The following is a 23,931-nucleotide window of genomic DNA, read 5'->3' as shown; positions in this document are numbered from 1 at the left end:
AAGGGTGCTTATGTAAAAGATGGGATGTCTGCGGCGATCACATTTTCTTATTGTGCTAACGAAGCAGGTTACTTCAATAAGAAAAAGGACACTATCTTTAAAAGAGGTAAAAAAATATATGATGGAAGTACATTTTGAAAATGTTGTGAGTTCGATTCTCATCACCCGCTCCAAAATTATGGGCCTATAGCTCAGCTGGTTAGAGCGCACGCCTGATAAGCGTGAGGTCGATGGTTCGAGTCCATTTAGGCCCACCATAATAAGATAATATACTTTTTGTTCCGCAGTAGCTCAGTGGTAGAGCAATCGGCTGTTAACCGATCGGTCGTAGGTTCGAGTCCTACCTGCGGAGCCATTTTTTTATGGAGAAGTACTCAAGAGGCTGAAGAGGCGCACCTGCTAAGGGTGTAGGTCGGGTAACCGGCGCGAGGGTTCAAATCCCTCCTTCTCCGCCATTCATATAATGCGCCTTTAGCTCAGCTGGATAGAGCATACGCCTTCTAAGCGTACGGTCAGAGGTTCGAATCCTCTAAGGCGCGTAAATGTAAAAAACGATTGGATATGTACATTACTTTAATTGTCAATTCCTAGGTGATGGAAAATGGCATTCAAATTTTAATAACTATAATCTTCCTTTTTTAAAATTAATGGATTATTCGTTATTTTTAGTAATTAGGTCAGATGAATAAAGTTTGATTAAAATCCTGTATTAATTAAACAGGGTTTTCTTTTTATGTTCTTGCCGATGTTGTAAAATTCCAGTTTGTTACTCCACTAAAGGGCGCGTTTATTGAGGAACGGGTCTTTTTAGTGTATCGGGCCAGATTGTTGAGGATTGGCAGTTCTTTTTACAAAGTGATCGAAGTTGAAATCATAAAACGCTCTAGACTTTCAACCAAAAAAAACACCAATTATCGGTGCTTTTCTTTGATACACAAGGCAGCTATTATCCAATTCGTCACACTCTAGTCAAGTAATCGTCGAGCTGATCAAAGGTTCCGCCAAAACCTTGCTTCATTGATTCAAACTCTTCCAAAAATCTCTTACGTTCTGTCTCAGATGCATTTATAGGACCACCTCGAAGGATGATTGTGGTTTTGCCTTCATTTTCTGAAAGCGTCAGTGTATTTAATACTTCTAGCGGCCAGATCGGGCTAAATGGTGCACGGATCGTATTGCCCTCTTCATCAGAAAATGAATTGATGAAGATGATTTTCTCTGGTGCAATGATTTCGCGATAAACAAACTTGCCCCACATTTCGTACCCATCAGAGGATCGCATGCAGTAGTGAAAGACACCATCTGGGCGGAGATCGAACTTAGTTACATCTATCGTGAAGCCTTTCGGTCCCCACCAGTGCTTCAGATGTTCAGCATCGGTCCACACCTTGAATACCAGCTCGCGTGGTGCATCGAAGGAACGCGTGATAACCAATTCACATTCATCAGTGTTCATTATTGTGGAGTTTATTACATTTTCCTTTGACATTTCAGTTCCTCCTTAAATGTGTAGGTTGTTGCATTTTAGTTATATTGTTAAGCTATTCTTACTACTCAATGAAGCGGATTTTATTTTTTTGTGATGGAAAATATAAGAGCCGGCTATCAAAATGTAGCCGATAATAAAAAGCAGCCATCCACTAGCAGGGTCGCCAACAGATATGCTTGAATACATAGCACCCGTTAAATCAAATACAAAACCTGCATAAGCCCATTCCTTAATTCTCGGAAAGCCAGGAATAAGTATCGCCACAACACCTAATAGTTTGGCAATTCCGAGAAAGGGTAGGAGGTAGGTTGGATAGCCTAAATGATTAAATAAAGCAACTGCATCGGGAACAGACATTATATCCGGAATAGAACCAAAAATCATTAATGCCACCAACGGCCCTGTAAAAATCCAGTATATAATTTTTATTTTTTTCATTTACTCATTTCCTCCCTTAGTTTTGTATAATAATCGCATATTGCAAATTTCCTATTTTGGTGTGTTTTTGTTCCTTAAATCTTCGTCAATTGTTCCTCAAGGCGATCAAGCGTGGGTTTTGCTCCCTCAATGGCGCCGTACTCCTTGACCACCTTATCCAATTCGGCAGCAGACTTGAAGAGCATCCGCATGGTGAGCTCGGTCCTATTTCCTTGCTCTGCAAACGTTACAGTCACTTGAAATTGTTCGTCCTCTTCACCTCCGCCATGGGAATAAACGAGTCGTTCGGGGCTTACAACCTCGATGTAGACGATTTTATTGTCATAATCGACACCATCGGGACCGTGCATGACGTAATGCCATACACCGCCTGGCTTTACGTCTATTTCTTGAACCGTAATCGTAAAGCCTTTTGGTCCCCACCAATGCGGTAAATGTTTAGGGTCAGTCCAAGCCTTATATACTAGATCACGTGGAGAATTAAAGACACGATTGATAATAAGTTCCTGATCTTCTACAGACGTAAAAGTGTTATTCGTGGTTTGGCCTTCTGCCATGATTTCTTCTTCCTATTTCGTTTTTTTAATGTACTTTTGCAGGACTATTGCTTGTCGTCATGGTTCACTTCCTTGCTTTGCAGATCCTGCAAGTAATCGTCTAAGCGGTCGAATCTCTCGTTCCAGATGTGGCGGTAAGACTCTAACCATGAATCAAGCTCTTTGAACGGCTCGGCCCTCAGTTTGTAGATCCGTCGATTGGCCATCGCCTGCACCTCTACCAGCCCGGCATTATTAAGTACACGGAGATGTTTGGAAGCTTGAGGCTGGTTAAGCCCAAGTCGATCGGCAATTTCCCCTACTGTGAGAGGCCCGTCACGCAAGAGTTCTACGATGTGTAGTCGGTTGGGCTCAGCAAGAGCATGCAATGTTGTTTTCATGAATCAAATATACACAAATGAGAATATTCCTGTCAAGGTATATAGTGGAGCTTTTTTCCAAATTTAAGTTCCTTGTTGCCTCTGTGATTGTTTGCAGTCTGATTTTTACTAAACGAGAGGCTCTAGTTCCATATGCGCTAGTTAGCTTTAGAAGCACTTTATATTATTATAGATCTTCCACAATCGGGCGCTTTAATGGAGCAACGAAAAAAACCTAATTTCTCAATTTAATGCTGAGAAAGGAGAGCAAGGGCAAGTGCCCCCGTCAAGTTAAATGATCCAACTGCACATTTGGTTTTTAAGTTGAACAAGGAAACTTTATTCATTGCTGAATAATGCACCATTTCCTCATTATTATACAAAAAGGGATATGAGGAAGTTTCATATCCCTGTTTGGCCATGGAAGGTATCTCTTTCTGCTAAAACAGCGGAAATTAAAATAAAATTTGGTGAAATTTGGAAATTGGTTTATTGTTATATAGCGAATATATTAAATTGGGAAAAAATGATAGTTTTTAAACTAAAACTATCATTTTTTTACTTTTATTTTGAGTTTGAGGAACAGGAATGTGTAAAAAAATAATGTACATGCTTTTATTATTGGTATGTATCATGGGGGTAACAAACGGTATTGCAAATGCAGCACCAACAAAGGGCCAAGAATGTGCTGACTAAGGAAAATATTATTCATACCGAAGTGATAGAAATTGTTTGATACAAATCCTTTGAACCTAGATGCTTAGTATACTTGTAATTTTAACAAAGACAACCACACCGGCTATATTACAGCCGGTGAAGCTCACGGATGGAGGAAAAAAACATTCGTTTTTTCTTGATGGAAGCCGGCAGCGAGCCTGATTTAGGTTGCTGCAGAAACCTTAAACCATTGAGAGACATATGAGGAATAGATGATGTATGAAGTAGGCAGGGCTGTAAACCTTTAAGATTAAGAGACTAAAAGAATAAAAGGTAAAGGAAAACATCATATTTTCGACCTGGTGCACCTGTTCGTAAACCGATTGGAGCAATGAATTTCTCACTGGGGTAGAAAGTTCAAAATACAGGATCAAAGAAGAGGATTAGAATTGAAAACTTGTCCATATTGCGGTAGCAACATTGAAAGAATGGATCATCAGTATAACTTTTGTGATTTTTGTTGCATGAATATTGATATCAGGATTGTTAAAGAGAATCACGAACGCTTAGACGTTCGATTTCGTGATTTTGTTTTGGATTCTTATATTGATATAGGGAGATGTGATCATGAAACAGACAAATAATAAGTCATTTAGGGAAAAAGCAAAGGAAATTATAGATGTTAGTACTGAGGAAGGAGTATCAACACTATCCGAATGGAGAGACTAAATAACCCGTTCAAAAGAGCATTTTTTTGAACGGATTATTTTTTGTATAGGGTTAGTGAATTGAAGCCATTACTTCACAATAAAATTGACGGTTAGATCTAATCATTCATTCTTTCTTTTATCCTATATTTTGTAAAGAATCCTGTTCTTTTCCATAAAGCTCGTCCCAAAGCTCATAAATTTTCCTGCGGCCGTTTGCAATTTCAGGGTTGAATTGAATAGCAGCATTTTGACGGACAGTATGAACATTCTTCATTGCCTGTTCAAGCTTCTCGTTGATGTCATTACTACCTTTACCTGCTTGTTTAGCAATTGAAATTCCGGCTGTTGTTCCTTGGGCCATGGCGATTTTTCCGCTTTCGATGCCAGTGATATTTCCGGCAACAAATAATCCTTCGAGTGGGGTTTCCATTTTTTCAGAATGATGTGGAACATGTCCGCCTAGTTCCGGAACGTATTGGAATGGGCAACCAGCAACCGCTGTAAGCTCTGCTAACGGATACAAGCCACCTGCGATACATACAAAATCTGCTTCGTAAGTTTTTTCCGTACCTTTGATCACATTTCCAATCGCATCAATATCTGCAGTGAGGACGCCTTCTACCTGATCCTTGCCAAGAATTTCAAGAGCTGCTTTTCTAAGCTGCAATGGTGTGCCATTCACCTTAACGCCGCTCTTAGGGAAAAACTTTATTCCTAATTTGCGGAATCCTTCATTTTTCATAAAGTGGCTACCGAAACGCAAGATTGGTGACGGGGCAAGATGGGCCGCATTTAGAAGCGACTTCATGACTTCCTCCGGTTCTCCGGCATTTTTGCTAAGCGGGCTCTTTTCTGGCAGAACAATGCGTTCCACATTAATTCCAGTTAATTGCAGCTCGTTTAAAATCGCAAATGCTAGAATGTTAGCACCAATGATGATGCCTTTTTTGCCGACCTCAACACGATGAACATTGGTCATGACCTGTGCAGCCCCAATTGACATAACGCCTGGAAGAGTCCAACCTGGCACAGGAATTGGGAACTCAGCTGCACCAGTTGCCACTAGCACAAAAGGAGCTGTTAGTGTTCCTATATTAGTATGAACATTCCATGAATCCTCGTCTTTTTCAAGGTTGTATACAGAAACGCCGCAGCGGATATCTACTGATAGTTTTTGAGCTTCATTGTGCAGACGCTCTGATTCTTTTATTCCATTCCACCATTCACCAGACGGTTCCTGGTGCAATTGGCCGAGTAATCTTCCGCCTGGTCTGACAAATTCATCAATGACGGTTACTTTTAAGCCATTTTCAGCACAGGATATGGCACCAGCTAAACCGGCTGGTCCAGCTCCTATTACGATTACATCTATCATTGATTCTCCACCATCCTTTTAACAATATTAGGATGCTGTTTCCCACTTTCAACAACCATATTTTCCTTCACAACAGTTAAACAGGCTCTTACATTGGCCTGACCATTTACATTTACACGGCATTCCATGCAGTGTCCGATATTGCAGTAGAACCCTCTTGGTGTTCCGCCTTCCTCATGAACACGCAGTGTTCTCACACCGTTTGCTAGCATGGCTGCCGCGATTGTTTCATTCTCGTGTGCTTCATATTCTTTTCCACCAAATATGAAAGGAATCTTTTTTCTATCGTCTAATTTTCCTAAAACCGGATGATCTATAATTCTAGCCATGATTTTCACCTACTGTTCCAAAAGTTACTGGGCGAATTGGAGGCTGATATTTTAATGGAATTTCGCCTTCTTCTGTATTAGGTACGACACTTTCAATGATCCGATCGACCGTAATTCTGCAAGTGCGTCCTCCGCAGAAACCCATTCCTGCCCTTGTTCTTAGCTTTAGTTCCCTGGCTGTGCATTGATATTCTTCCGCTGTTGCGAAAAGCTGTCCATAGGTAACTTCTTCACAACGGCAGATCACAAGTGCTTCTTTGTTACTCATTTGGAAAATCCCCCTCTTTAATTATATGTAAAAATATAATGCAAGAATCGTACCAACTTTGAAGATTGTAATTTTAAATTAGCCTAAGCCAAGGCGTTTTAGACGATTGTAAAGGGTCGCTCGGGTGATTCCCAGCTTTTTTGAGCATTCTAATTTGTTGCCATGGGTTAATGCCAATGCTTTTTCGAACACCTTCTTCTCATGCTGATCCATTTCTTCCTGAAGCGGCAAAATGACTGTGTCCATTTCCATGTTGTTTTCCTGTAGGTCCGTATTAGATACATCTGGATAGCTCATTTCTGAATGAAATGGCAAGTATTCTTTTCGAATGACGCCATCTGTCGTAAAAACAACAAGGCGTTCAATGACATTACGTAGCTCTCGGACATTGCCTGGCCAATAATATTGAAGCATCTCTTGCATAACCTCCTGTGGGAAGTTATGGATCGGTCGCTGATAGCGCGGTGAAAAATCCTTTAAAAAATAATAAATCAGTTCAACGATATCTTCTCGGCGCTCTCTTAATGGAGGAATTTTTATACTGACGACATTCAGCCGATAATATAAATCCTCACGAAATTGGCCTTCTTTTATTAATTCTTTTAAATCCCTATTTGTTGCGGCAATTACCCGGAAATCAGCTTCAATTTCTTTTTCGCCGCCAACCTTGTAATACTTTCTTTCCTGAAGCACCCGAAGCATCTTGACCTGCATTTCTAAAGGCATTTCGCCAATTTCATCAAGAAAAAGAGTACCGCCTTTAGCGAGTTCAATTTTTCCTTTTTTTCCTCTATGATCTGCACCGGAGAAGGCACCTCGCTCATATCCGAATAATTCGCTTTCAAATAATGATTCAGGAATGGCGCCACAGTTGATTGAAATAAATGGTGCGTCAGGCCCTTCGGTTGCCTCATGAATGGCTTTGGAAAAGACCTCCTTACCGACCCCGCTTTCTCCTAAGATCAATACAGTTGATCGGACAGTGCATACCTTTTTCGCCATTTGCACCGTTTTTTCCATTACAACACTTTTCCCTTTAATGGCATTAAAGGGATCTGAAGGTCTGTATTTTGCTACCTCCTGTTCTAAACGGTGGACTTCTGTCGACATATTAAATAGTTTTTCATTAAGAACAACCTGGTTTGTCACATTGGTCTCTGATACAACTGCCCCGATAATACTTTCATTAAAGTAAACAGGGTTGGCATTTATAAGAACAAATAGATCAGATCTTGCTTGGTGATGCTTTCCCCGAATTCTTTTTCCTTTGTGTAATGATTCCAAGATTTCTAGATTTTGATGTTCAAAGAATTCTATTATTGGTTTGCCTATAATCTCATCTTTGTTAACGGAGAAAATTTTTTCAGCTCCTTTTGTCCATGTGCGGACACGTTCATCGGCATCAATCACCGTGACTGAAGCGTCCGACGTTTCAATGACAGTTTCATAGAAAACCTTTAATTGATTGTAGGAATCGTGTAAAAAATTAATGATTTGTTCATTTGTGATGCAGCCAAGCGTTTGACCGTTTGAATCTGTGATGGCAACGACAGGATAGCGCTTAAAAGAATCAGCTAATACGGCAAAGGAATCATGCAAATAAACCTTCGGTAAAGTGTTTTCATTATCTACTTGGTTTAGACAGATAAAATTATTTTCAATTATTTCTTTGACTGACGGTAATTCAAACATGACAGCCTCCTGATGTGTAAAAAAAAATTTACACTGTTTAATATTTTATACACTAATTTATCAAAAATTTTGACAATTGTAAACGAATGTAAAAGAATATTTGGAATAATTGTAAAATTAGTTTGAAATTTGTTGTTTTATAAAAGTTGGCACGCTACTTGCAATAATATAAGTATGTAACGAGATGAAGGGAGGTTGGTTTTGTGAGACATCATTGTGATGTTTTGATTATAGGTGGGGGAATCATTGGCTGCGCAATTGCCTATTATACTTCTAAATCTGGAAGAGATGTAACAGTTATTGAAAAAGGTGAATTTGTCAGCGGTACTTCATCCCGCTGTGATGGAAATATTTTAGCTATTGATAAAGATCCTGGATTTGACAGTCAAATGTCACTTGTCAGCCAGAGATTAGTAGATGAATTAAGTAGAGAATTGAAACAGCCTTTTGATTATCGCGCACCTGGAAGCATACTTGTCTGTGAGACAGAAGAAGAAATGGAAGCCGCACAAAAATGGGTTGACCGTCAGAAGGGGGCTGGTTTGCCGTTCAGGATGTTGGATCGTCAGGATATCCGCCAAGATTCCAAGTATTTTGCTGATGATTTATTAGGCGGCTTAGAATGTGCGACAGATTCAACAGTTAATCCATATCTTCTTGCTTTTAACCTTTTTGAGGGTGCAAAAAAGATGGAAGCTAAAGCGCATAAACAAACTGAAGTGACTGGAATGAAAAGGAAGACGGACGACACTTTTACAGTTGAAACAACTAATGGGACTTTCACTGCAAATCATGTCATTAATGCTGCAGGTGTATGGGCTCCATATATTGGCGAGATGCTGGACTTGACCATTCCAATTAAACCAAGAAAAGGCCATATCATTGTCGCATCACGCCAGGAATTTGTAGGTCCAAGAAAAGTTATGGAATTTGGCTACTTAATATCCAAATTTGGCGGCAAGCGCCAGGTTGATCCGATTACTGAAAAATACGGTGTAGCCCTTGTTTTCGAACCAACTGAAAGTCAAAATTTCCTGATTGGAAGCAGTCGCGAATTTGTTGGATTTAATACAAAGGTCAACAATGAAATTATTAAATGTATTGCTAATCGCGCAATTAGATTTTATCCAAAAATGGCTGACATGATGGTCATACGTTCCTATGCGGGGTTAAGGCCTTGGACAGAAGACCACTTACCAATTGTGTCAGAAGTTGAGGGAATTCCAAACTATTATATTGCAGCTGGTCATGAGGGAGATGGAATAAGTCTTGCCGCTGTTACTGGAAAAGTGTTAGAGGAAATGATTAATGAAAAGGACACTTGCATCCCAATTGAACCGCTGAGATTTTCTCGATTTAAGGAAAGGGTGTTGAGCTGATGAAGGCAAATCGAGTTTTTACAACCATTGATACACACACGGGCGGAAATCCGACAAGAACATTGATTAGTGGACTCCCAGAGTTAAAGGGAGCAACAATGTCCGAAAAAATGCTACATATGCAAAAAGAGTATGACTGGATTCGTAAGCTGCTGATGAATGAACCAAGAGGACATGATGTGATGTCAGGTGCACTGTTGACAGATCCGTGTCACCCAGAAGCAGATATTGGTGTTATATATATCGAAACTGGCGGTTATTTGCCAATGTGCGGACATGACACAATAGGTGTTAGTACAGCATTAATTGAAGCAGGGCTAATCCCTGTTCAAGAACCAGTTACTTCAATCAAACTTGATACACCAGCAGGACTTGTTGAGGTAGAGATTAAGGTAGAGGACGGAAAAGCAAAAGAGGTTTCCTTCTGTAATGTCCCTGCATTCCTGTTAAAGAGTGTATCTGTTGATGTTGAGGGAATTGGAATTATTGATGCAGACATTGCTTATGGTGGCAATTTCTATGGAATTATTGACGCAAAATCTGTTGGATTAGAGCTGATACCGGAGAATGCATCAAAAATCATTGAAATAGGTATCAAAATTAGAAATACCATTAACGAAAAAACGGATGTCGTTCATCCACAGTACCCATTTATTCGCGGGTTGACCCATATTGAATTTTTCACTGATCCAACCCATAAAGAAGCAGATGTGAAAAACACGGTCATCGTCCCTCCAGGCGGGATTGATCGTTCACCATGCGGTACAGGTACATCGGCCAAATTATCTGTCCTCTATTCCAAAAAGGAGATAGGTATCGATGAGGAATTTGTGCATGAGAGTATTGTCGGCTCTTTATTCCGTGGACGAGTCCTTGAAACCACAGATGTACAGGGCGTGGAAGCTGTTATTACAAGAATCACTGGTTCTGCATGGCTAATGGGAATGCACCGGTTCTTTTATAACGAGGAAGATCCGCTTAAAGAAGGCTTTTTACTCATTCCCCCAATGGAACATGAAATGGAGGATGTGAAATGAAAATTCAAAGTGCTTACATAGCAACCGATGTACACGTAGCAGGAGAGGCATACCGTATTATTAGGAATGCTCCATTTATTTATTATCAAAGTTTACAGGAGCTGAATGATCAATTTCCACTTGCCTATGAGGAACAGATTAAACTTCTTTTAAATGAGCCCCGCGGATTTGCTGGACTGAATGGCTGTTTGGTCGTTCCACCTATTAAAAGCGGTGCCGATGTAGCTGTTATCTTTTTCGATCATAACGGAACTCTTCCAATTCAATATGGTGGAATTGTCGCTGTCATAACCGTATTGCTAGAGTGCGGTCAATTAAAGGCAAATCCTTCCAATGAATACAGCATTGAAACAGTCAACGGTATTGTTACTGTTACTGCTGGTATGAAAGACGATGAAGTGAAATTAGTTAAGTTAAAAAGCGAACCATGCCAGGTTGTACAAACTCGTGTGGCAGTGTCTTATTTAGATTTACAGACAGAAGTTGCTCTAGTTAAAGCCGATCAGCTTTATGCGATATTTGATAAGGCAGAACTACCTTTTGAGATTGAGATGGAGAACCTTCCTGACATTAACCAATGGGGACAAAAGGCGATTGAGGCCTTAGAAGGCAAATATGCTGTCAGCCGAGTGATCTTGCTGGATCATTCGCAAAAAAGTGAAGGAAAAATCAAAACGGTAACATTCCGTCCTGATCGTTATATTGTGCGTTCTCCAGGATTTGGCACTCTAGCTGCCTGCAACGCCTATTTATTAGGAAATGGTGATATATCTGCAGATAGCCGAATTGAAAATGAAAGCATTTTTAATGGCAAATTGACAGCAGAACTTTCAGCACAAATTGAAAACGGTTACGAGTTTAGTTTTTCAGCCCGCGGATTTATTACGGGTATGCAGACATATGTATTAGACCCGACAGATCCATTATCCGCAGGGTTTTTATTAAAATAAAAAACTATTAAATATACAGGAGGAAAATAAAAATGACTACAATTAAAGGAGCTTATCCGGTATTAATTACACCAATGACACAGGAGCAAGAAATCGATTGGGGCGGAGTAAAGAATAATGTTAATTACTTCATGGATCAAGGTGTGGCAGGTATCGTCATCAATGGGAGTACAGGTGAATTTGTCAGTCTATCAAAAGAAGAAAAATTCCAAATGGTAGAAACTGTTATGAAGGAGGTAAACGGCCGCATCCCTGTTATTGTTGGTACTGCTGCTGAAACAACAAAAGAAACAATTGAGTATACAAAGCAGGCTGAAGCACATGGGGCTGATTGTGCTCTAATCATTAACCCTTATTACATGAAGCCGAAGGAAAATGAAATCTACCATCATTTCAAAGAAGTATCTAGTGCTGTTAATCTACCAATCATGCTTTATAACAACCCATTTACTTCTGGCGTTAATATGAGCACAGATTTAATGCTTCAGATTGGTAAGGATTGTGAAAATGTGACTCACATTAAGGAATCAAGCGGTGAAATTGGCAAGGTAAGAGATCTCGCAAGAAAAGGTAAGGGAGATTTTGAAGTTTTCTGCGGCGCTGAAGAGCTTGTTATGGAGTCTTACTTAGTTGGAGCAACTGGATGGATTTCTGTTGCAGGAAATATCGTGCCTAAGCTTGTTACAGACATGTATAACCATTTCCAAAACGGTGAGTTGGAAGAAGCATGGGCCATCAATGATCGTATTTTACCACTTTGTGCGTTCCTTGAAGGATCTGGAAAGTATGTGCAAATTGTGAAGAGAGCCATGGAATTAAATGGACAGGATGGAGGTCCTGCGCGTTACCCTCGTTTAGGTCTATCACCTGAGGAAGATCAAAAGCTAAAAGACCTACTTGCCAATTTAGAAACAGTAAATAACTAAAACTGTGAAGGAGAGAGAAAATGCAAGCGACAAACTACAATTTGAAACCGAAAGTTCAGGAATTCTTGGAAGGGGTGAAAGGGTTATATATCAACGGTGAATATGTACCGGCGATTAGTGGTAAAACGTTTTCCGTTGTTAATCCTGCAAATGAAGAGATCATTGCGGAAGTAAGTGAAGCACAAGAGGAAGATATTAACGTTGCGGTAGCTGCTGCAAGAAAGGCATTTGATGAAGGCAAATGGACAAAAATGGATGCCGCAGAACGCTCTCATCTAATCTATAAATTTGCGGACCTCTTAGAAGAAAATCGAGAGGAACTTGCACAGCTAGAATCATTGGATAATGGAAAGCCCTACAAGGTCGCTCTCGCAGATGATATCGATGGAACCATCCAGCATTTTAGATATTATGCCGGCTGGGCCACGAAAATATTTGGTAAGACAACTCAAATTTCAAAGGATTATGTAACCTATACTGTACACGAGCCTGTTGGGGTTGTAGGCCAAATTATTCCATGGAACTTCCCGCTTGCCATGGCTGCCTGGAAGCTCGGATCTGCACTTGCCGTTGGATGTACGACTGTTATTAAGCCAGCAACTGAAACACCACTATCTCTTCTATACGTAGGAAAGTTGTTTAAAGAAGCTGGTTTTCCAGACGGTGTTGTGAATATTGTGCCAGGAACAGGAAGAATTGCGGGAGAATCGATCATCGCTCATAAAAATGTTGATAAAGTCGCATTTACTGGATCAACAGCTGTCGGAAAAGAAGTTATGAAAAAAGCTGCAGATCAAATTAAAGGCGTTACGCTAGAGCTTGGCGGAAAATCACCAGCCATTATTTTAGAAGATGCCAATCTTGAAGAAGCAATTGAAGGGGCCTTTAACGGAACGATGTACAATCATGGGCAAAACTGTAGTGCTTGTACACGTGTATTTGTACAGCGAAACATTTATGACCGTGTCGTAGAAGCTTTAGCTGAGCGGGCGAAAGCACTGAAGCTAGGTGACGGAATGAACCTTGAAACGGAAATGGGCCCACTTGTTTCAGCTAAACAGCATCAAACTGTACTTAATTATATTGAACAAGGGAAAAAAGAAGGAGCGCGCCTTGTAGCCGGTGGGGAAAAAGGATTTGAAAAAGGATATTTTGTACAGCCAACCATTTTCGCTGATGTAGAGGATCATATGGTGATTGCTCGTGAAGAAATCTTTGGTCCAGTCATGTCCATTTTCGTTTTCGATACGGTTGAAGAGGTCATTAAACGAGCAAACGATAGTGACTATGGCTTAGCCGCAAGTATTTGGACAGAAAGTATGAAAAAAGGTCATTACATTGCCAGCAAGCTGCAATCAGGTACTGTTTGGATTAATGATTTTGGTCTTGAATGGGAAACAATGCCTTTCGGTGGCTATAAACAATCAGGAATCGGCCGCGAAATGGGTGGAGAGTATGGTTTACAAAACTATACAGAAGTGAAAAGTGTATTTGTTAACATCAAGCAGGACGAGTTAATCTAAGGAACAATGGGACGGGTCACGTGTACTATCGGTTGGGAACGGGACAGCTAGTCTGTCTATGTCCTATTGCACAGTCTGTATTTATCTGAAAATTACAACTATATTAAATAGTTGGAAAGTGTAGAATTATCAATTTTAAGTTTGTGGAGGAGGTATAGGATGGAAGAATTAGTGAATAAAGCGTCGGGTATGGTTTGGAGTCTCGGGCTAGTAGTGTTTGCTCTTGGTGCTGGATTGTTCTTTTCCATTATGACACGTTTTGTGCAAATTAGATATTTTAAGGAAATGATTAGGCTTCTTTTTGACAAGGGTGAGCCAGAATCTGGTGTGTCCTCTTTCCAGGCGTTTTGTATGGCTTTAGCTGGCCGGGTCGGTATTGGAAATATCGCTGGGGTTGCTACTGCGATTGCATTTGGAGGTCCAGGAGCGGTTTTCTGGATGTGGATCATGGCTTTATTAGGAGGAGCAAGTGCTTTTGTTGAATCGACTCTTGCACAGGTCTATAAAGTAAAAGATGGTAATCAATACCGAGGCGGAACTCCTTATTTTATTGAAAAAGGTTTAAATATGAAGTGGTTCGGGGTGTTGGTTGCGATTGTTGTTACACTGTGTTACGGAATTTTAGTTCCAGGTATTCAGGCTAACACGATTGCTGTTGGATTCGAAAACACAATTGGACTCAATAAAAGCATCACGGGTATCGTTCTTGTTGTATTACTTGGCATCATTATTTTTGGCGGTGTGAAGCGAATCGCTTCTGTTGCGGATAAAGTTGTACCTTTTATGGCTTTAGGGTATGTGATTATCACTTTCGTTCTTTTAGTTGCCAATGCATCAGAAATTCCAGCAATGTTTGGGTTAATTATTTCAAGTGCATTTGGGGCAAATGAAATGTTTGGCGGTATGATCGGTGCAGCGATTGCATGGGGTGTTAAGAGAGCAGTATTTTCCAACGTTGCTGGTGTAGGGGAAGGAACCTATAGTTCAGCTGCTGCTGCTGTATCCCATCCGGCAAAACAAGGTCTTGTTCAAGCATTCTCTGTTTATATTGATACGATCATTGTCTGTACAGCTACGGCACTTATGATTCTAATCACCGGCATGTACAGTGTTACTCCAGAAGGACAGCAGCCGATTGTTGACAACATCCCAGGTGTTGAAGCTGGACCAATGTGGACACAGGCGGCTGTTGAAAGCGTTATCCCTGGATTTGGTGGTTTGTTTGTTGCGATAGCGATCTTCTTCTTTGCCTTTACAACGCTAATGGCTTACTACTATATTTCTGAAACAACCCTCTTTTACCTTGGAAGAAATAGAAATTTAAAAGGGTTTAAAGTAGGCTTAATGATTCTTTTCTTAGGAATGATCTACATTGGAAGTGTCGAAAACGCATCCCTATTATGGGGACTTGGTGACTTTGGCTTCGGAAGCATGGCTTGGCTAAACTTAGTGGCTATTTTAATGCTAACTAAAACAGCCTTAAAAGTATTTAAAGATTATGAAAAACAGAAGAAAGCAGGCATTGAACCAGTCTTCGACCCTGGTAAACTCGGCATTAAAGGTGCTGATTTTTGGGAGGAGAAAGTGAAAGAACGTAATTCAAAAGGTAAGAGGAAAATAGAAGAAAAGCAATCGGTAAAGGAGAACACTTTACATTTATAATTCTTAAACACCCTTATTGCGGGTGGTGACAGCTTCACTGGTACTTCCCCCAACTACTGGAGCTTGATTCTTATAATTTTTTGGGTTCTTATTAAGCTAAATTATTGTTGTACAATCTTCAATTATAGAACAATGAAAGTTCTTTATTACTAAGAAATTCAGAATAGTACGCACTATAAATGATTGGATGTGCAAAATAAATATAAAATTTACACAAGTGAGTTATGGTAACTAAAAAAAAGTGAGAAGAGGACCAGCAAACTTAAGTTTTGTTGGTCCTCTTCTCGTATAGGTGTTCAATTTAAGTACACCCTGCATGAACAAATGAAAAAGCGATGATATCAAGCTATCAATATGTTCAAACAGACTTGTTCAAAGTATAGGATGGAGATTATATGAAATTTGGCTATGCAAGGGTCAGCACAAAGGATCAAATGTTCTTTATATATATAACGAGCAATGCAAAGTTATGTTTTAACTTTCACTTTCCTTTTACTTTAATTAACTTTGCGTTAAATCCTTATTTAACGAACAATTTAATAAAGTTAAAACGAAATATATTATAATAGGCCTAGTCACAGGGTTGCTGTCATAGACCGCAAAGTAACAGATAAGTATAGAGATGATATGGGGAAACAGGAGCAAAGTGCATGCTCCTTATGTTGTTACTAGGATCCGTTTCTGAATAGCTCTGTATAGAGAGCCTTGTGAAATACCAGTGCCTTCTATAATCTCTTTTACAGAGTATTCCTTACTTTCATACATCCGTAGGGCCAATGCTATTTTATCCTTGTCAAACCTTCGGTCTTCCAAGTTTTTTCCCACGCTTCGTGCTGCTTCCAATCCCTCTTTTACTCGTTCAGCGATGAGATTCCGTTCCAATTCAGCAATAACGCACATCAAAGAAGAAGAGGTTGGGGACAACTTGCGTGGCTTTTTTACAAAATAAAGTACATAATGATAAAAATTGGAAAGTTTTACAACGGAAAATTGATCAAATTTTGATGATCTGGAAGATAAACATATTTATAAAAATATACAAGAAATTATTAAAAGTTCATTATCAAGAAAGTTTTCAATTGTTTTGAAAGGTCTCCTAATTTGAGATATGCCTTCTTATTTCATTAAGGTTTTATCAGTGTTCTTTGTCATGTGCCTGAATACGAAAAATCGTGTGGTTGCTGTCCATCGTTGTCATGTCGGAAGTTTGAATGCCAGTGTTAGGGTGTGGTAGGTTGACAGTTTCGTTCAAACCAAAATTTAATCTGGGATTAAAGAAATAACCAAGGTTGCTGCTACTCTATATTTCGCAAGTATTCGATTCCATAGGTGAAATTTTAAATTGGGGATCAGCCTTAAGGAGTATCCCGAAAGTAAGATCAATATAAATAGGCCCAATATCTCTGTATAAAGAAATAATGGGCCTATTTACCATATTTAAATGATTTACTTAAGCGGCAGAGATGCTTTTCTTATGTCTTAATTGAAGAACAAAAAATAAGAATGTAATAGCATTAAAGACAAATCCAAACAAGGCTAACATTAGTGCATTGCTCCATACATCATGCAGATCATTTCCAATCGAGATAAGGTCACGAAATCCTTTGATCGCGTACGTCATTGGAAGGAATGCATGTATGTGTTGGTAAAATGGAGGTGCTAGAGCTATAGGGAATGTGCCAGAGCTTCCGCCAATTTGCAGTAAGAGTAGAATGAATCCAAGCATCTGTCCGATTTTTCCCAAAATGGTACAGAGCATTTGCACCAAAGATAGGAAAGTAAGACTCGTCAAAATTGTAAATAGATATAAGCCCCATACATGTTTAACTTCTAGGCTCATGCCTTGGATAAGTATAGTTACTGCTAGAATGGATTGAACCAACCCAACCATAATAACTACACTGTGCTTACTGAGAAACCAAGAAGCCCCAGATGATGGTTCTAACGGTGTTTCCTTAAGTTGATAGGTAGAAACGAAAAATAATGCACTAGCCATCAAGCCTATAGCCAAAATATAAGGAATTAATCCAGCTCCATAATCATTTACCTCGCTGATTTTGTAAGATTCCAACTTTGTTGGATTAGAAAACATGTCAAAATTTTTATCATTCAATTTCAGTTCATTCGCTTTTGTAGCACCGGATTGTAATGAAGAAAGTAATTGACCCGTTCCGTTAGATAGTTGGGAAGCTCCTTTATATATTGATGCGGAACCATCTGCAAGTTTTTGAGAGCTTTTACTTAATTGATTGGCACTAGAGTTAAGCTTTTCAATCCCTTTTGCATATTGATTACTTGCATTGTCCATTTTTAAAATACTGTCGGAAACAGCGCTGGTTCCATCCGTTAATTTGTTAGCACCGCTATGTGCTTCGGCTAACAGTTTGTTAAATGTCCCTAGATTTGAACTAAAGGTATGTTGCCCTTCTGCCAATCTTTTAGCGCCTTCATACATTGATAGTTGTCCTTTTACAAACTGATCAAGTTGACTCTGCACTTGCTGTGAACCTTGTGAAACGTTTACCAGCCTAGACTCGAATTCAGTGATTCCTTGTTCTAAATCAACCGGCGCTCCTATGGTGGAAGGAGACATGAAATGATCCAAATTCGAAAGCAACTGTTGTTTCTCTTGCTCTGAAAGACTTTTGCTTGTATTGATAAGCTCTTTTTGTTCTTTAATTAGTTGGTTCTGGCCCTGAATAATTTGTTGTAAGGAGTTTAGTTGGCTTATTATTTCAGGCTTTTTTTCATTTACATCCTCTAACGCGATCAAAAGTGGGTCAAATTTTTCTTGAATCCCAATTGTACCCTGGTATGCCTGCTGTAAGTTTCTTTTAAGATCGTTAGCTCCTTGTTCTAATTCTTTAGAACCTTTAGAAAGAATTTCGCCATTTTTGTTAAGGACTCCCAAGCCATTTTCTAAATTACCCATCCCACTATTAAGTGTTTGAACCCCGTTAGACAGTTGTCCAATTTCCGTTTGAAATTGTTGTGTTCCATTGTATATCCTTTGTGTGCCGTCTTTAAATAAGACGGTGCCAACAGCTAAACTCTGCAAATAGTCTTGTAGGGTTTCGGAAGCATTTGTAATTTTGTTGGCAGCCTGGTCTATTTTATTCGCTCCATTACTTGCTTTTTGTAAATTATCGCCTACTTGATTTAAACTATTAAATAATGTGATTGCATATTGTTTTGTGATAGAATTTGATATTTTCTCATTGATTTTACTCATTCCAGAGGTTGCTATCTTTGATGCAGTATAGTTTTTCCCTGGATTTGTGTAATATCTCAACCCCATTTTACTAGGATGTTCGTCTAACAAGGATGATCCATTTTTAGAGAAATCATTTGGAATTTCGACTACCATGTAAAAATCTTCATTTTTTAATCCTTTAAACGCTTCTTTACTATTGGTAAATGTCCATTTAAACGAGTGATTCTGTTTCAAATCATGAACCAAGTCTTTTCCCAACTGCAAATTCTGCCCAGCAAATGTTGATCCCAGATCTTTATTTACTACTGCAATTGGAAGGTCCCCAGTTTTAGAATAGGGATTTCTAAAAGCGGATAGAAAAATGCTGCTATAGAGCAACGGTATAAAAAGAATGGCTATCAATGTTAATCCAGTTTTGCGATGGCTGAAAATATTTCTCCACTCGCCCCTTATCATATTCAACTATATTATCCCCCATTGTTTCCGGGTACCGATTTATTTTGTGGGACCCTTATTTCATAGGCTAATTTTACTATAAGATGTCCTTGGGTGTTAGATACTTCATTTTTCCATTTTGAATACTTTTTATATTGACCCAATTCACCTTTTGGAAACGATTATCCCACATTGTTTAAAATCTTGGCTAAAAACATACCGAACGTACTCTGGGCGGCAGCACTACGGACTGATCAGAAAGGAAAAAGCCCCCTTTCTGTCATTCCGTACGTGTCGCTTCGGCATTAAATGGACCGATAACCACGGTCTGTACGGCTCACGCCTACATTCCGTAGGTTCCTATTCCATTTACGGCTTATGCGCCATACCGAACGAGCCGAAAACCGAAAAATCAAAAGATTGAAAGATCAAAAGAATAAAAGACAAAATGAGAGCAGTCGAAACGGCTGCTTTTATTGTTTATTTTTCCCTTTTGCCTTCCGAATCGTAAAACAACGCAAGCCTTCTATCTAACGATTTCAGTGATTAGTTCAAAAGGTTATTAAGCTGTCGGGTGCATTTCTTAAATAAAATCCAGTACAAGGAACAGGTATGAAAGAAGTAATTCGTGTTGAATTATGTAAATTATTGGGTTTGAAATCACAAAATGCTGGAAGAGCATCTAACCTTTTTTGGATGGGGTTCGGGGATATGATTCAAATAAACAGAAAAGGCAGAACCCAAGAAACACCAGAATATGCATTACATATTCAATGTTCGTGGAGAATTACCTTAGATAACACAATTGTTGTAGCTTCCGAGATTTCTATCTCCTCACTCGGAATGGGATGATGGTACTGAGGATTTCGATTGTGATATACAAGGTAAAAATAGATTTGATGAAAATATTAAAACTTTTATTATTTATTTAAAAAAGGTCTATACTTTTTTCTCTTTTTTGCTTATACTGTACTATAACAAGATAAGAAACAACGAACTGTATTAATGAAGGGGGAGATTTAAATGTTAATTAGTCCGGTTGGATTTTTCCGAAATTTGCCAAAAAAGGAATGCCCTGAATGCGGGCAGCATATGCAAGAGCAAGCAGAAAGTTATTTGATGGATTGTGATCGTTGTTTATCCAAAAAAGAAAAGTAAAGTTTGCTAACTCTCCAGCATTGATCTGCCCCGTAAATGTTAGACACCATTCTAACATTTTCGGGGTGTTTTTAATTTCATAACAATAAATTAGTAGAATTCTTGGAAAGTAGAAAAGCATTTGATACAGCAACTAAAGTAATTATATTTATCGAAATGAATGTCTAAATATCTGTTAATTTTTATAAATGAGCCATATTAACTAACCTCTTGCATTAATTAAAAGATCGTCTTTTTTTACGATCTTTTTTATGAGTAATCAGAATCTCCAAAATATTTACTCCTTGCAGAAGATTGAAGTTATGTACTTAAACTTACTGGGCAGGTTCGTGGAAGAGGGTTTATTATTACATATCTAGAATATGTATTATCATTATAAGAAAGTGGGTGTATTGATGATGTTTCATCAAAACGAATATGAATGGGTTCGTCAGACACGATTAACGGTGCTAGACTATTGTAAGGAACTTAATCAAAATGATTTTACTCGCCAAAATGGATACGGTTGGGAAAGTGTGCGAGACTCATTGGTTCACATAGCAGATTGTTATATTGCGTGGCTCGGCTCATTTGTTTTATTAAAAACAAATGAGCCAATTACACCAAAGGATGAACGACAGAAATTGAAACTGGACGATATAAAAATACGCTTTGAACAGGTTGATTCTTTTGTAAATGAGGTATTTGAATTACACGGAAAGCAATTATCTGAGCCAATTCAAAGAAGGATTCCTTGGAGAGATGAAACAGAAATTATAACATTTACCCCTGGTAAATTAATAATGCATACTATAACTCACGAATTTCACCACAAGGGACAAATTGTAGCTATGATACGTCAGATGGGTTATGAACCTCCAAATACAGATGTATTAGGAACTAACGATTAATATATGTAAGAGAAAATAGATTTCTTTACATTTCTCTATTAACAGCTACAAGGGTAAAGTTCAGCTGCCAATTCAGGCGGCTTTTCCTATTGAACTTAAGGAACAGGTTTGTTGAAGAAGGAAACTAAATCCAATTAACGGATAAGGATTTAGAATTTACACTTAGAGGTTTGATATACTGAACATATGAACAGCTCAATAAGATAAGGAGTTTTTTATGTGGATATTTTTGAGATTAAAAACATAGTTAAAGACTTACCAGAACGGGCAGTAAGGTCATACTTGCAACTTATTCTTTTTAGGATAGGACTGTTAGAGGAAAGGGAATATTCTTTAGTTGAGTTTTCAAAAGACCTTAAAGAATTTTATAACCACATTCTTTACCCACAAGACCCAAATGAAAATATATTCGATAAAGGCGATTACAAAAAAGTTCACATCAATTTCGGATACCCATTTTTAAGACATACATTAAAAGAAATAAACTTACACGAGGAAGAATTTATTGTTACTTTCGAAGATAATTTTGCTGTTGCCCCATTAGGTAATTTGGACACAGAAAATGGTCAAAGAGAAAGATTTAAATGGATAAAAAACAACTTAGAACGAATTGAAGAAGAAACAGAAAATTTTTGTGATAAACTTCAAAGAACGATTGCTCGATTAGTTTCTATTCCAGAAAATATTCCAATTTACATATGGGTTTCAGGAAACGCTAATGAACAAACAGGACTTCTTTTTACAATTTACTTGTTAAGGGAAAGAAAAAATAATATCTTTATCGTTAATACTGAGCAATTGTATAGAGAATTATTTAAGAAAAAATCTAAAAAGTACATCCCATTTTTTTCAGGGGGAATACTTACTGAAGAATTACAATCCATTTACAACTATACTCAAGAAAATCAAAAAAATTTATCTGACACAGAGCGTAAACAGGTTGAAATACAGTGGTTAAAACTTTCTGGAAATTCTGCAACCTTAAGAATTTGGGAAAACGGTGAAATAAAGTTTGTTCCTGAAGACTTTTACGATGATTTTATAATTGAAAAAGCCAAGAAGCTGATTGGTAAGAAAAAGGGATATATAAAGTGTGCAAGGTTAATTGGTGAAGTGTATGGACATATTTTTCAGTATATCGGTGATAGTTTTTTAGAATATAGGGTTAGAAAATTAATCGAAAATGGAATTTTTACTTATGAAGGCAGCTTAGAAGCAATGCGTAGTTACGGTATTAAATTTAGTTAAATATTTTATTGGATACGTTGAGGGAAGCTCGAAATAGAAATAGGGGCTTCTCTTTTTCATAATTCTTATTTAACTTTTGTTAAAATGTTTGTGAAGAATAGTACTTAAAGTAACGTGTGCTAGAGTTAAATAAGGGGGTGCTGCGGCATCTCCTTTTATATTGAGCTAACGGATGTAAAATCAATTAGGCACTTTTTCTTTTACAGAATAATACGATAAATAATGTAATCTGTCATAAGGAGGGTGCAATAATGAACAGAAACCTTAATCTTAGTTATGTTGTTCAACCAGTTGATAATTTATATTCAATAGCATTGAAGTTCAATACTTCTGTGGAAAGTATTGTTTTCTTAAATCATCTCGTAAGCCCGATCATATATATTGGCCAAACGCTATTGATTCCCGAAACAGCTTCAAAAAAGGGTATTGAAGCTAGGCAATTACAATACAAACCTGTTACAGCGTATACAGCAGATAGACCTATTTTGGTTAATGGTGTAGATATTAATACTGGGCTATATCCTGTATTAAATTTTCAACCTACAGGTGCAACCTACCCTTTTATTTATGTTCCAATTGCCGAGTTTAGCAGGGTTGGGGCCAAGGTTGTATGGGATGAGACAAATCAGGTAATTAGGGTTACTTCTGATTATGATGAATTGAAAAATAGAGTCAATGCCCTAACCCAGGAGAATCAATATTTATTATCACTTACTGAAGATTTGTCTATGGAGGGGCTGGGGAATACAGCAGGTAATATATTGAACAGTGGTATTGTTGGTAAAGAAAACGAATGGCTTTATTATAATAAACGGCAAGGTACAGCGTTGTATGGAACATTATCTAAAATTAAAACAGATTTGACAATGGATACACCGTTAATGGCCAATGATGATCCAACCTATATTAATGTTTTAAATGGATGGGTCTATTATCGAAATGGCAGGGATAATGGGAAGATATACAAAATAAAAATTGATAGTACAGAAAGGACAAAATTAACGGATGATAGTTCTACCGATATTATGGTTGCAGGTAATTGGATTTACTATGCAAATCAGTCGGACGGTGCTAAATTATATAAATTAAACGTAGATGGAACAGGAAGGATAAAATTAAATGAAGATCAATCCTCCGCTATTAACCTAATTGGTAATTGGATTTATTACCAAAATGTATCAGATGGCCAAAAACCATACAAAGTAAAAATTGATGGAACGGAAAAAACAAAACTAAATGATACAAGTGCCTACAATATTCAAATAAATGGCTATTGGATTTATTTCAGAAATCCAGCAGATGAAAATAGAATTTATAAGATGACTTTAGATGGATCAAATAAAATCAAATTAAGCGATGTTCCTACTTCAACCTTTAATGTGTCAAATGGTTGGATATACTATACCACTGTAGATATACCTGGCGGTGATCTCTACAAAATGAAGATTGATGGAACAGGTAAAACTTTTTTAAATGAACATTTTGTAACAAACACAAACATTTTCGACGATTGGATTTATTACACAAGAACGGAGAAAATGGTATATCGAATAAAAACAGATGGGACACAAAAGCAAACTGTGTATTAGTGCTTTCACCTCCCAAAAATCCTTAATTGACAAATTATCGTAAGAT

At 38.1% G+C, this 23,931-nt stretch carries 20 protein-coding genes, 4 tRNA genes and 1 pseudogene; 15 read left to right on the top strand and 10 right to left on the bottom strand.

Going from position 1 to position 23,931, the window contains the following annotated elements; all coding sequences use genetic code 11:
- Positions 1 to 180: 180 nt before the first annotated feature.
- The 4 genes from ACSU6B_RS18300 to ACSU6B_RS18285 all read left to right on the top strand — a co-directional run bounded on the left by ACSU6B_RS18300 (position 181) and on the right by ACSU6B_RS18285 (position 539).
- Positions 181 to 257 (top strand) — tRNA-Ile (locus ACSU6B_RS18300).
- Positions 258 to 280: 23 nt separating this feature from the next.
- Positions 281 to 355 (top strand) — tRNA-Asn (locus ACSU6B_RS18295).
- 9 nt (positions 356 to 364) lie between these two features.
- A tRNA-Ser gene (locus ACSU6B_RS18290) sits at positions 365 to 455 on the top strand.
- 10 nt (positions 456 to 465) lie between these two features.
- Positions 466 to 539 (top strand) — tRNA-Arg (locus ACSU6B_RS18285).
- A gap of 419 nt (positions 540 to 958) precedes the next feature.
- On the opposite strand, the gene ACSU6B_RS18280 is transcribed toward ACSU6B_RS18285, so the two are convergent.
- The 8 genes from ACSU6B_RS18280 to ACSU6B_RS18245 form a co-directional block, all read right to left on the bottom strand.
- The gene (locus ACSU6B_RS18280) at positions 959 to 1,489 is read right to left on the bottom strand and encodes an SRPBCC family protein (protein WP_410887409.1); all 531 of its coding nucleotides are present in this window, start codon (positions 1,487 to 1,489) and stop codon (positions 959 to 961) included.
- Between the two features lie 39 nt (positions 1,490 to 1,528).
- On the bottom strand, positions 1,529 to 1,927 hold the full coding sequence (locus ACSU6B_RS18275) for a DoxX family protein (RefSeq protein WP_168243682.1): 399 nt from the start codon (positions 1,925 to 1,927) through the stop codon (positions 1,529 to 1,531).
- A gap of 74 nt (positions 1,928 to 2,001) precedes the next feature.
- Positions 2,002 to 2,484, bottom strand: coding sequence for an SRPBCC family protein (locus ACSU6B_RS18270; protein ID WP_410887407.1), 483 nt, complete (start codon positions 2,482 to 2,484; stop codon positions 2,002 to 2,004).
- Positions 2,485 to 2,528: 44 nt separating this feature from the next.
- The gene (locus ACSU6B_RS18265; RefSeq protein ID WP_410887405.1) at positions 2,529 to 2,864 is read right to left on the bottom strand and encodes an ArsR/SmtB family transcription factor; all 336 of its coding nucleotides are present in this window, start codon (positions 2,862 to 2,864) and stop codon (positions 2,529 to 2,531) included.
- Positions 2,865 to 4,346: 1,482 nt separating this feature from the next.
- Positions 4,347 to 5,585 carry an NAD(P)/FAD-dependent oxidoreductase gene (locus ACSU6B_RS18260; RefSeq protein WP_410887403.1) on the bottom strand — a complete coding sequence of 413 codons (1,239 nt, stop codon included), beginning with the start codon at positions 5,583 to 5,585 and terminating at the stop codon, positions 4,347 to 4,349.
- The gene (locus tag ACSU6B_RS18255) at positions 5,582 to 5,914 is read right to left on the bottom strand and encodes a (2Fe-2S)-binding protein (RefSeq protein ID WP_410887401.1); all 333 of its coding nucleotides are present in this window, start codon (positions 5,912 to 5,914) and stop codon (positions 5,582 to 5,584) included. The genes ACSU6B_RS18260 and ACSU6B_RS18255 overlap by 4 nt, the downstream gene beginning before the upstream one ends.
- Positions 5,907 to 6,182: a (2Fe-2S)-binding protein gene (locus ACSU6B_RS18250; RefSeq protein ID WP_410887399.1), complete on the bottom strand. Its 276-nt coding sequence runs from the start codon at positions 6,180 to 6,182 to the stop codon at positions 5,907 to 5,909. Before ACSU6B_RS18250 ends, ACSU6B_RS18255 begins: the two co-directional genes overlap by 8 nt.
- 78 nt (positions 6,183 to 6,260) lie before the next feature.
- Complete coding sequence (locus ACSU6B_RS18245; protein WP_410887396.1) at positions 6,261 to 7,874, bottom strand: sigma-54 interaction domain-containing protein; 1,614 nt, start codon at positions 7,872 to 7,874, stop codon at positions 6,261 to 6,263.
- A 203-nt stretch (positions 7,875 to 8,077) separates the two neighbouring features.
- On the opposite strand from ACSU6B_RS18245, the gene ACSU6B_RS18240 reads away from it, so the two are divergent.
- The 6 genes from ACSU6B_RS18240 (at position 8,078) to ACSU6B_RS18215 (ending at position 15,351) form a co-directional block, all read left to right on the top strand.
- Entirely contained in the window at positions 8,078 to 9,253 is a 1,176-nt protein-coding gene (locus ACSU6B_RS18240; RefSeq protein WP_410887394.1) for an NAD(P)/FAD-dependent oxidoreductase, read from the top strand.
- Positions 9,253 to 10,290 (top strand): proline racemase family protein, encoded by a 1,038-nt coding sequence (locus tag ACSU6B_RS18235; protein ID WP_410887392.1) that lies wholly within the window; start codon positions 9,253 to 9,255, stop codon positions 10,288 to 10,290. Before ACSU6B_RS18240 ends, ACSU6B_RS18235 begins: the two co-directional genes overlap by 1 nt.
- The gene (locus ACSU6B_RS18230; RefSeq protein ID WP_410887390.1) at positions 10,287 to 11,240 is read left to right on the top strand and encodes a proline racemase family protein; all 954 of its coding nucleotides are present in this window, start codon (positions 10,287 to 10,289) and stop codon (positions 11,238 to 11,240) included. The genes ACSU6B_RS18235 and ACSU6B_RS18230 overlap by 4 nt, the downstream gene beginning before the upstream one ends.
- Positions 11,241 to 11,272: 32 nt before the next feature.
- Positions 11,273 to 12,166, top strand: coding sequence for a 4-hydroxy-tetrahydrodipicolinate synthase (gene dapA, locus ACSU6B_RS18225; RefSeq protein ID WP_410887388.1), 894 nt, complete (start codon positions 11,273 to 11,275; stop codon positions 12,164 to 12,166).
- Between the two features lie 20 nt (positions 12,167 to 12,186).
- Positions 12,187 to 13,689 carry an aldehyde dehydrogenase family protein gene (locus tag ACSU6B_RS18220; RefSeq protein WP_410887386.1) on the top strand — a complete coding sequence of 501 codons (1,503 nt, stop codon included), beginning with the start codon at positions 12,187 to 12,189 and terminating at the stop codon, positions 13,687 to 13,689.
- 159 nt (positions 13,690 to 13,848) lie between these two features.
- A complete protein-coding gene (locus ACSU6B_RS18215; RefSeq protein ID WP_410887384.1) occupies positions 13,849 to 15,351 on the top strand; it encodes an alanine/glycine:cation symporter family protein in 1,503 nt (500 codons plus the stop codon).
- A 657-nt stretch (positions 15,352 to 16,008) separates the two neighbouring features.
- Here ACSU6B_RS18215 and ACSU6B_RS18210 read toward each other — a convergent pair.
- Positions 16,009 to 16,254, bottom strand: a pseudogene (locus tag ACSU6B_RS18210) (helix-turn-helix domain-containing protein); the annotation flags it as partial.
- Positions 16,255 to 16,801: 547 nt separating this feature from the next.
- Positions 16,802 to 19,021, bottom strand: coding sequence for a YhgE/Pip family protein (locus ACSU6B_RS18205; protein WP_410887415.1), 2,220 nt, complete (start codon positions 19,019 to 19,021; stop codon positions 16,802 to 16,804).
- Between the two features lie 591 nt (positions 19,022 to 19,612).
- On the opposite strand from ACSU6B_RS18205, the gene ACSU6B_RS18200 reads away from it, so the two are divergent.
- The 5 genes from ACSU6B_RS18200 to ACSU6B_RS18180 all read left to right on the top strand — a co-directional run bounded on the left by ACSU6B_RS18200 (position 19,613) and on the right by ACSU6B_RS18180 (position 23,885).
- Positions 19,613 to 19,852, top strand: a complete 240-nt coding sequence (locus ACSU6B_RS18200; protein WP_410887382.1) for a hypothetical protein — start codon at positions 19,613 to 19,615, stop codon at positions 19,850 to 19,852.
- Between the two features lie 171 nt (positions 19,853 to 20,023).
- Entirely contained in the window at positions 20,024 to 20,158 is a 135-nt protein-coding gene (gene yhfH / locus ACSU6B_RS18195; protein WP_410887380.1) for a protein YhfH, read from the top strand.
- Between the two features lie 395 nt (positions 20,159 to 20,553).
- Positions 20,554 to 21,048: a DinB family protein gene (locus ACSU6B_RS18190; protein WP_410887378.1), complete on the top strand. Its 495-nt coding sequence runs from the start codon at positions 20,554 to 20,556 to the stop codon at positions 21,046 to 21,048.
- Between the two features lie 219 nt (positions 21,049 to 21,267).
- Entirely contained in the window at positions 21,268 to 22,296 is a 1,029-nt protein-coding gene (locus ACSU6B_RS18185; protein WP_410887376.1) for a DUF1835 domain-containing protein, read from the top strand.
- A 251-nt stretch (positions 22,297 to 22,547) separates the two neighbouring features.
- Positions 22,548 to 23,885 carry a DUF5050 domain-containing protein gene (locus ACSU6B_RS18180; protein ID WP_410887374.1) on the top strand — a complete coding sequence of 446 codons (1,338 nt, stop codon included), beginning with the start codon at positions 22,548 to 22,550 and terminating at the stop codon, positions 23,883 to 23,885.
- Positions 23,886 to 23,931 lie beyond the last annotated feature (46 nt).

The sequence above is a fragment of the Neobacillus sp. C211 genome (assembly GCF_051842875.1).
Taxonomy (GTDB): Bacteria; Bacillota; Bacilli; order Bacillales; family Cytobacillaceae; genus Neobacillus.
Note: the sequence above shows the minus strand (reverse complement) of the source record. Positions and strands in the feature narration are given on the sequence as shown.

Excerpts from the sequence above, each read along its gene's own strand:
- ACSU6B_RS18235 (WP_410887392.1), top strand. The coding sequence starts at position 9,253 with ATGAAGGCAAATCGAGTTTTTACAACCATTGATACACACACGGGCGGA.
- ACSU6B_RS18265 (WP_410887405.1), bottom strand. The coding sequence starts at position 2,864 with ATGAAAACAACATTGCATGCTCTTGCTGAGCCCAACCGACTACACATC.
- ACSU6B_RS18230 (WP_410887390.1), top strand. The coding sequence starts at position 10,287 with ATGAAAATTCAAAGTGCTTACATAGCAACCGATGTACACGTAGCAGGA.
- dapA (WP_410887388.1), top strand. The coding sequence starts at position 11,273 with ATGACTACAATTAAAGGAGCTTATCCGGTATTAATTACACCAATGACA.
- ACSU6B_RS18255 (WP_410887401.1), bottom strand. The coding sequence starts at position 5,914 with ATGGCTAGAATTATAGATCATCCGGTTTTAGGAAAATTAGACGATAGA.
- ACSU6B_RS18260 (WP_410887403.1), bottom strand. The coding sequence starts at position 5,585 with ATGATAGATGTAATCGTAATAGGAGCTGGACCAGCCGGTTTAGCTGGT.
- ACSU6B_RS18275 (WP_168243682.1), bottom strand. The coding sequence starts at position 1,927 with ATGAAAAAAATAAAAATTATATACTGGATTTTTACAGGGCCGTTGGTG.
- ACSU6B_RS18270 (WP_410887407.1), bottom strand. The coding sequence starts at position 2,484 with ATGGCAGAAGGCCAAACCACGAATAACACTTTTACGTCTGTAGAAGAT.
- ACSU6B_RS18215 (WP_410887384.1), top strand. The coding sequence starts at position 13,849 with ATGGAAGAATTAGTGAATAAAGCGTCGGGTATGGTTTGGAGTCTCGGG.
- ACSU6B_RS18250 (WP_410887399.1), bottom strand. The coding sequence starts at position 6,182 with ATGAGTAACAAAGAAGCACTTGTGATCTGCCGTTGTGAAGAAGTTACC.
- ACSU6B_RS18220 (WP_410887386.1), top strand. The coding sequence starts at position 12,187 with ATGCAAGCGACAAACTACAATTTGAAACCGAAAGTTCAGGAATTCTTG.
- ACSU6B_RS18200 (WP_410887382.1), top strand. The coding sequence starts at position 19,613 with ATGAAAGAAGTAATTCGTGTTGAATTATGTAAATTATTGGGTTTGAAA.
- ACSU6B_RS18280 (WP_410887409.1), bottom strand. The coding sequence starts at position 1,489 with ATGTCAAAGGAAAATGTAATAAACTCCACAATAATGAACACTGATGAA.
- ACSU6B_RS18180 (WP_410887374.1), top strand. The coding sequence starts at position 22,548 with ATGAACAGAAACCTTAATCTTAGTTATGTTGTTCAACCAGTTGATAAT.
- ACSU6B_RS18205 (WP_410887415.1), bottom strand. The coding sequence starts at position 19,021 with ATGATAAGGGGCGAGTGGAGAAATATTTTCAGCCATCGCAAAACTGGA.
- ACSU6B_RS18190 (WP_410887378.1), top strand. The coding sequence starts at position 20,554 with ATGATGTTTCATCAAAACGAATATGAATGGGTTCGTCAGACACGATTA.
- ACSU6B_RS18245 (WP_410887396.1), bottom strand. The coding sequence starts at position 7,874 with ATGTTTGAATTACCGTCAGTCAAAGAAATAATTGAAAATAATTTTATC.
- yhfH (WP_410887380.1), top strand. The coding sequence starts at position 20,024 with ATGTTAATTAGTCCGGTTGGATTTTTCCGAAATTTGCCAAAAAAGGAA.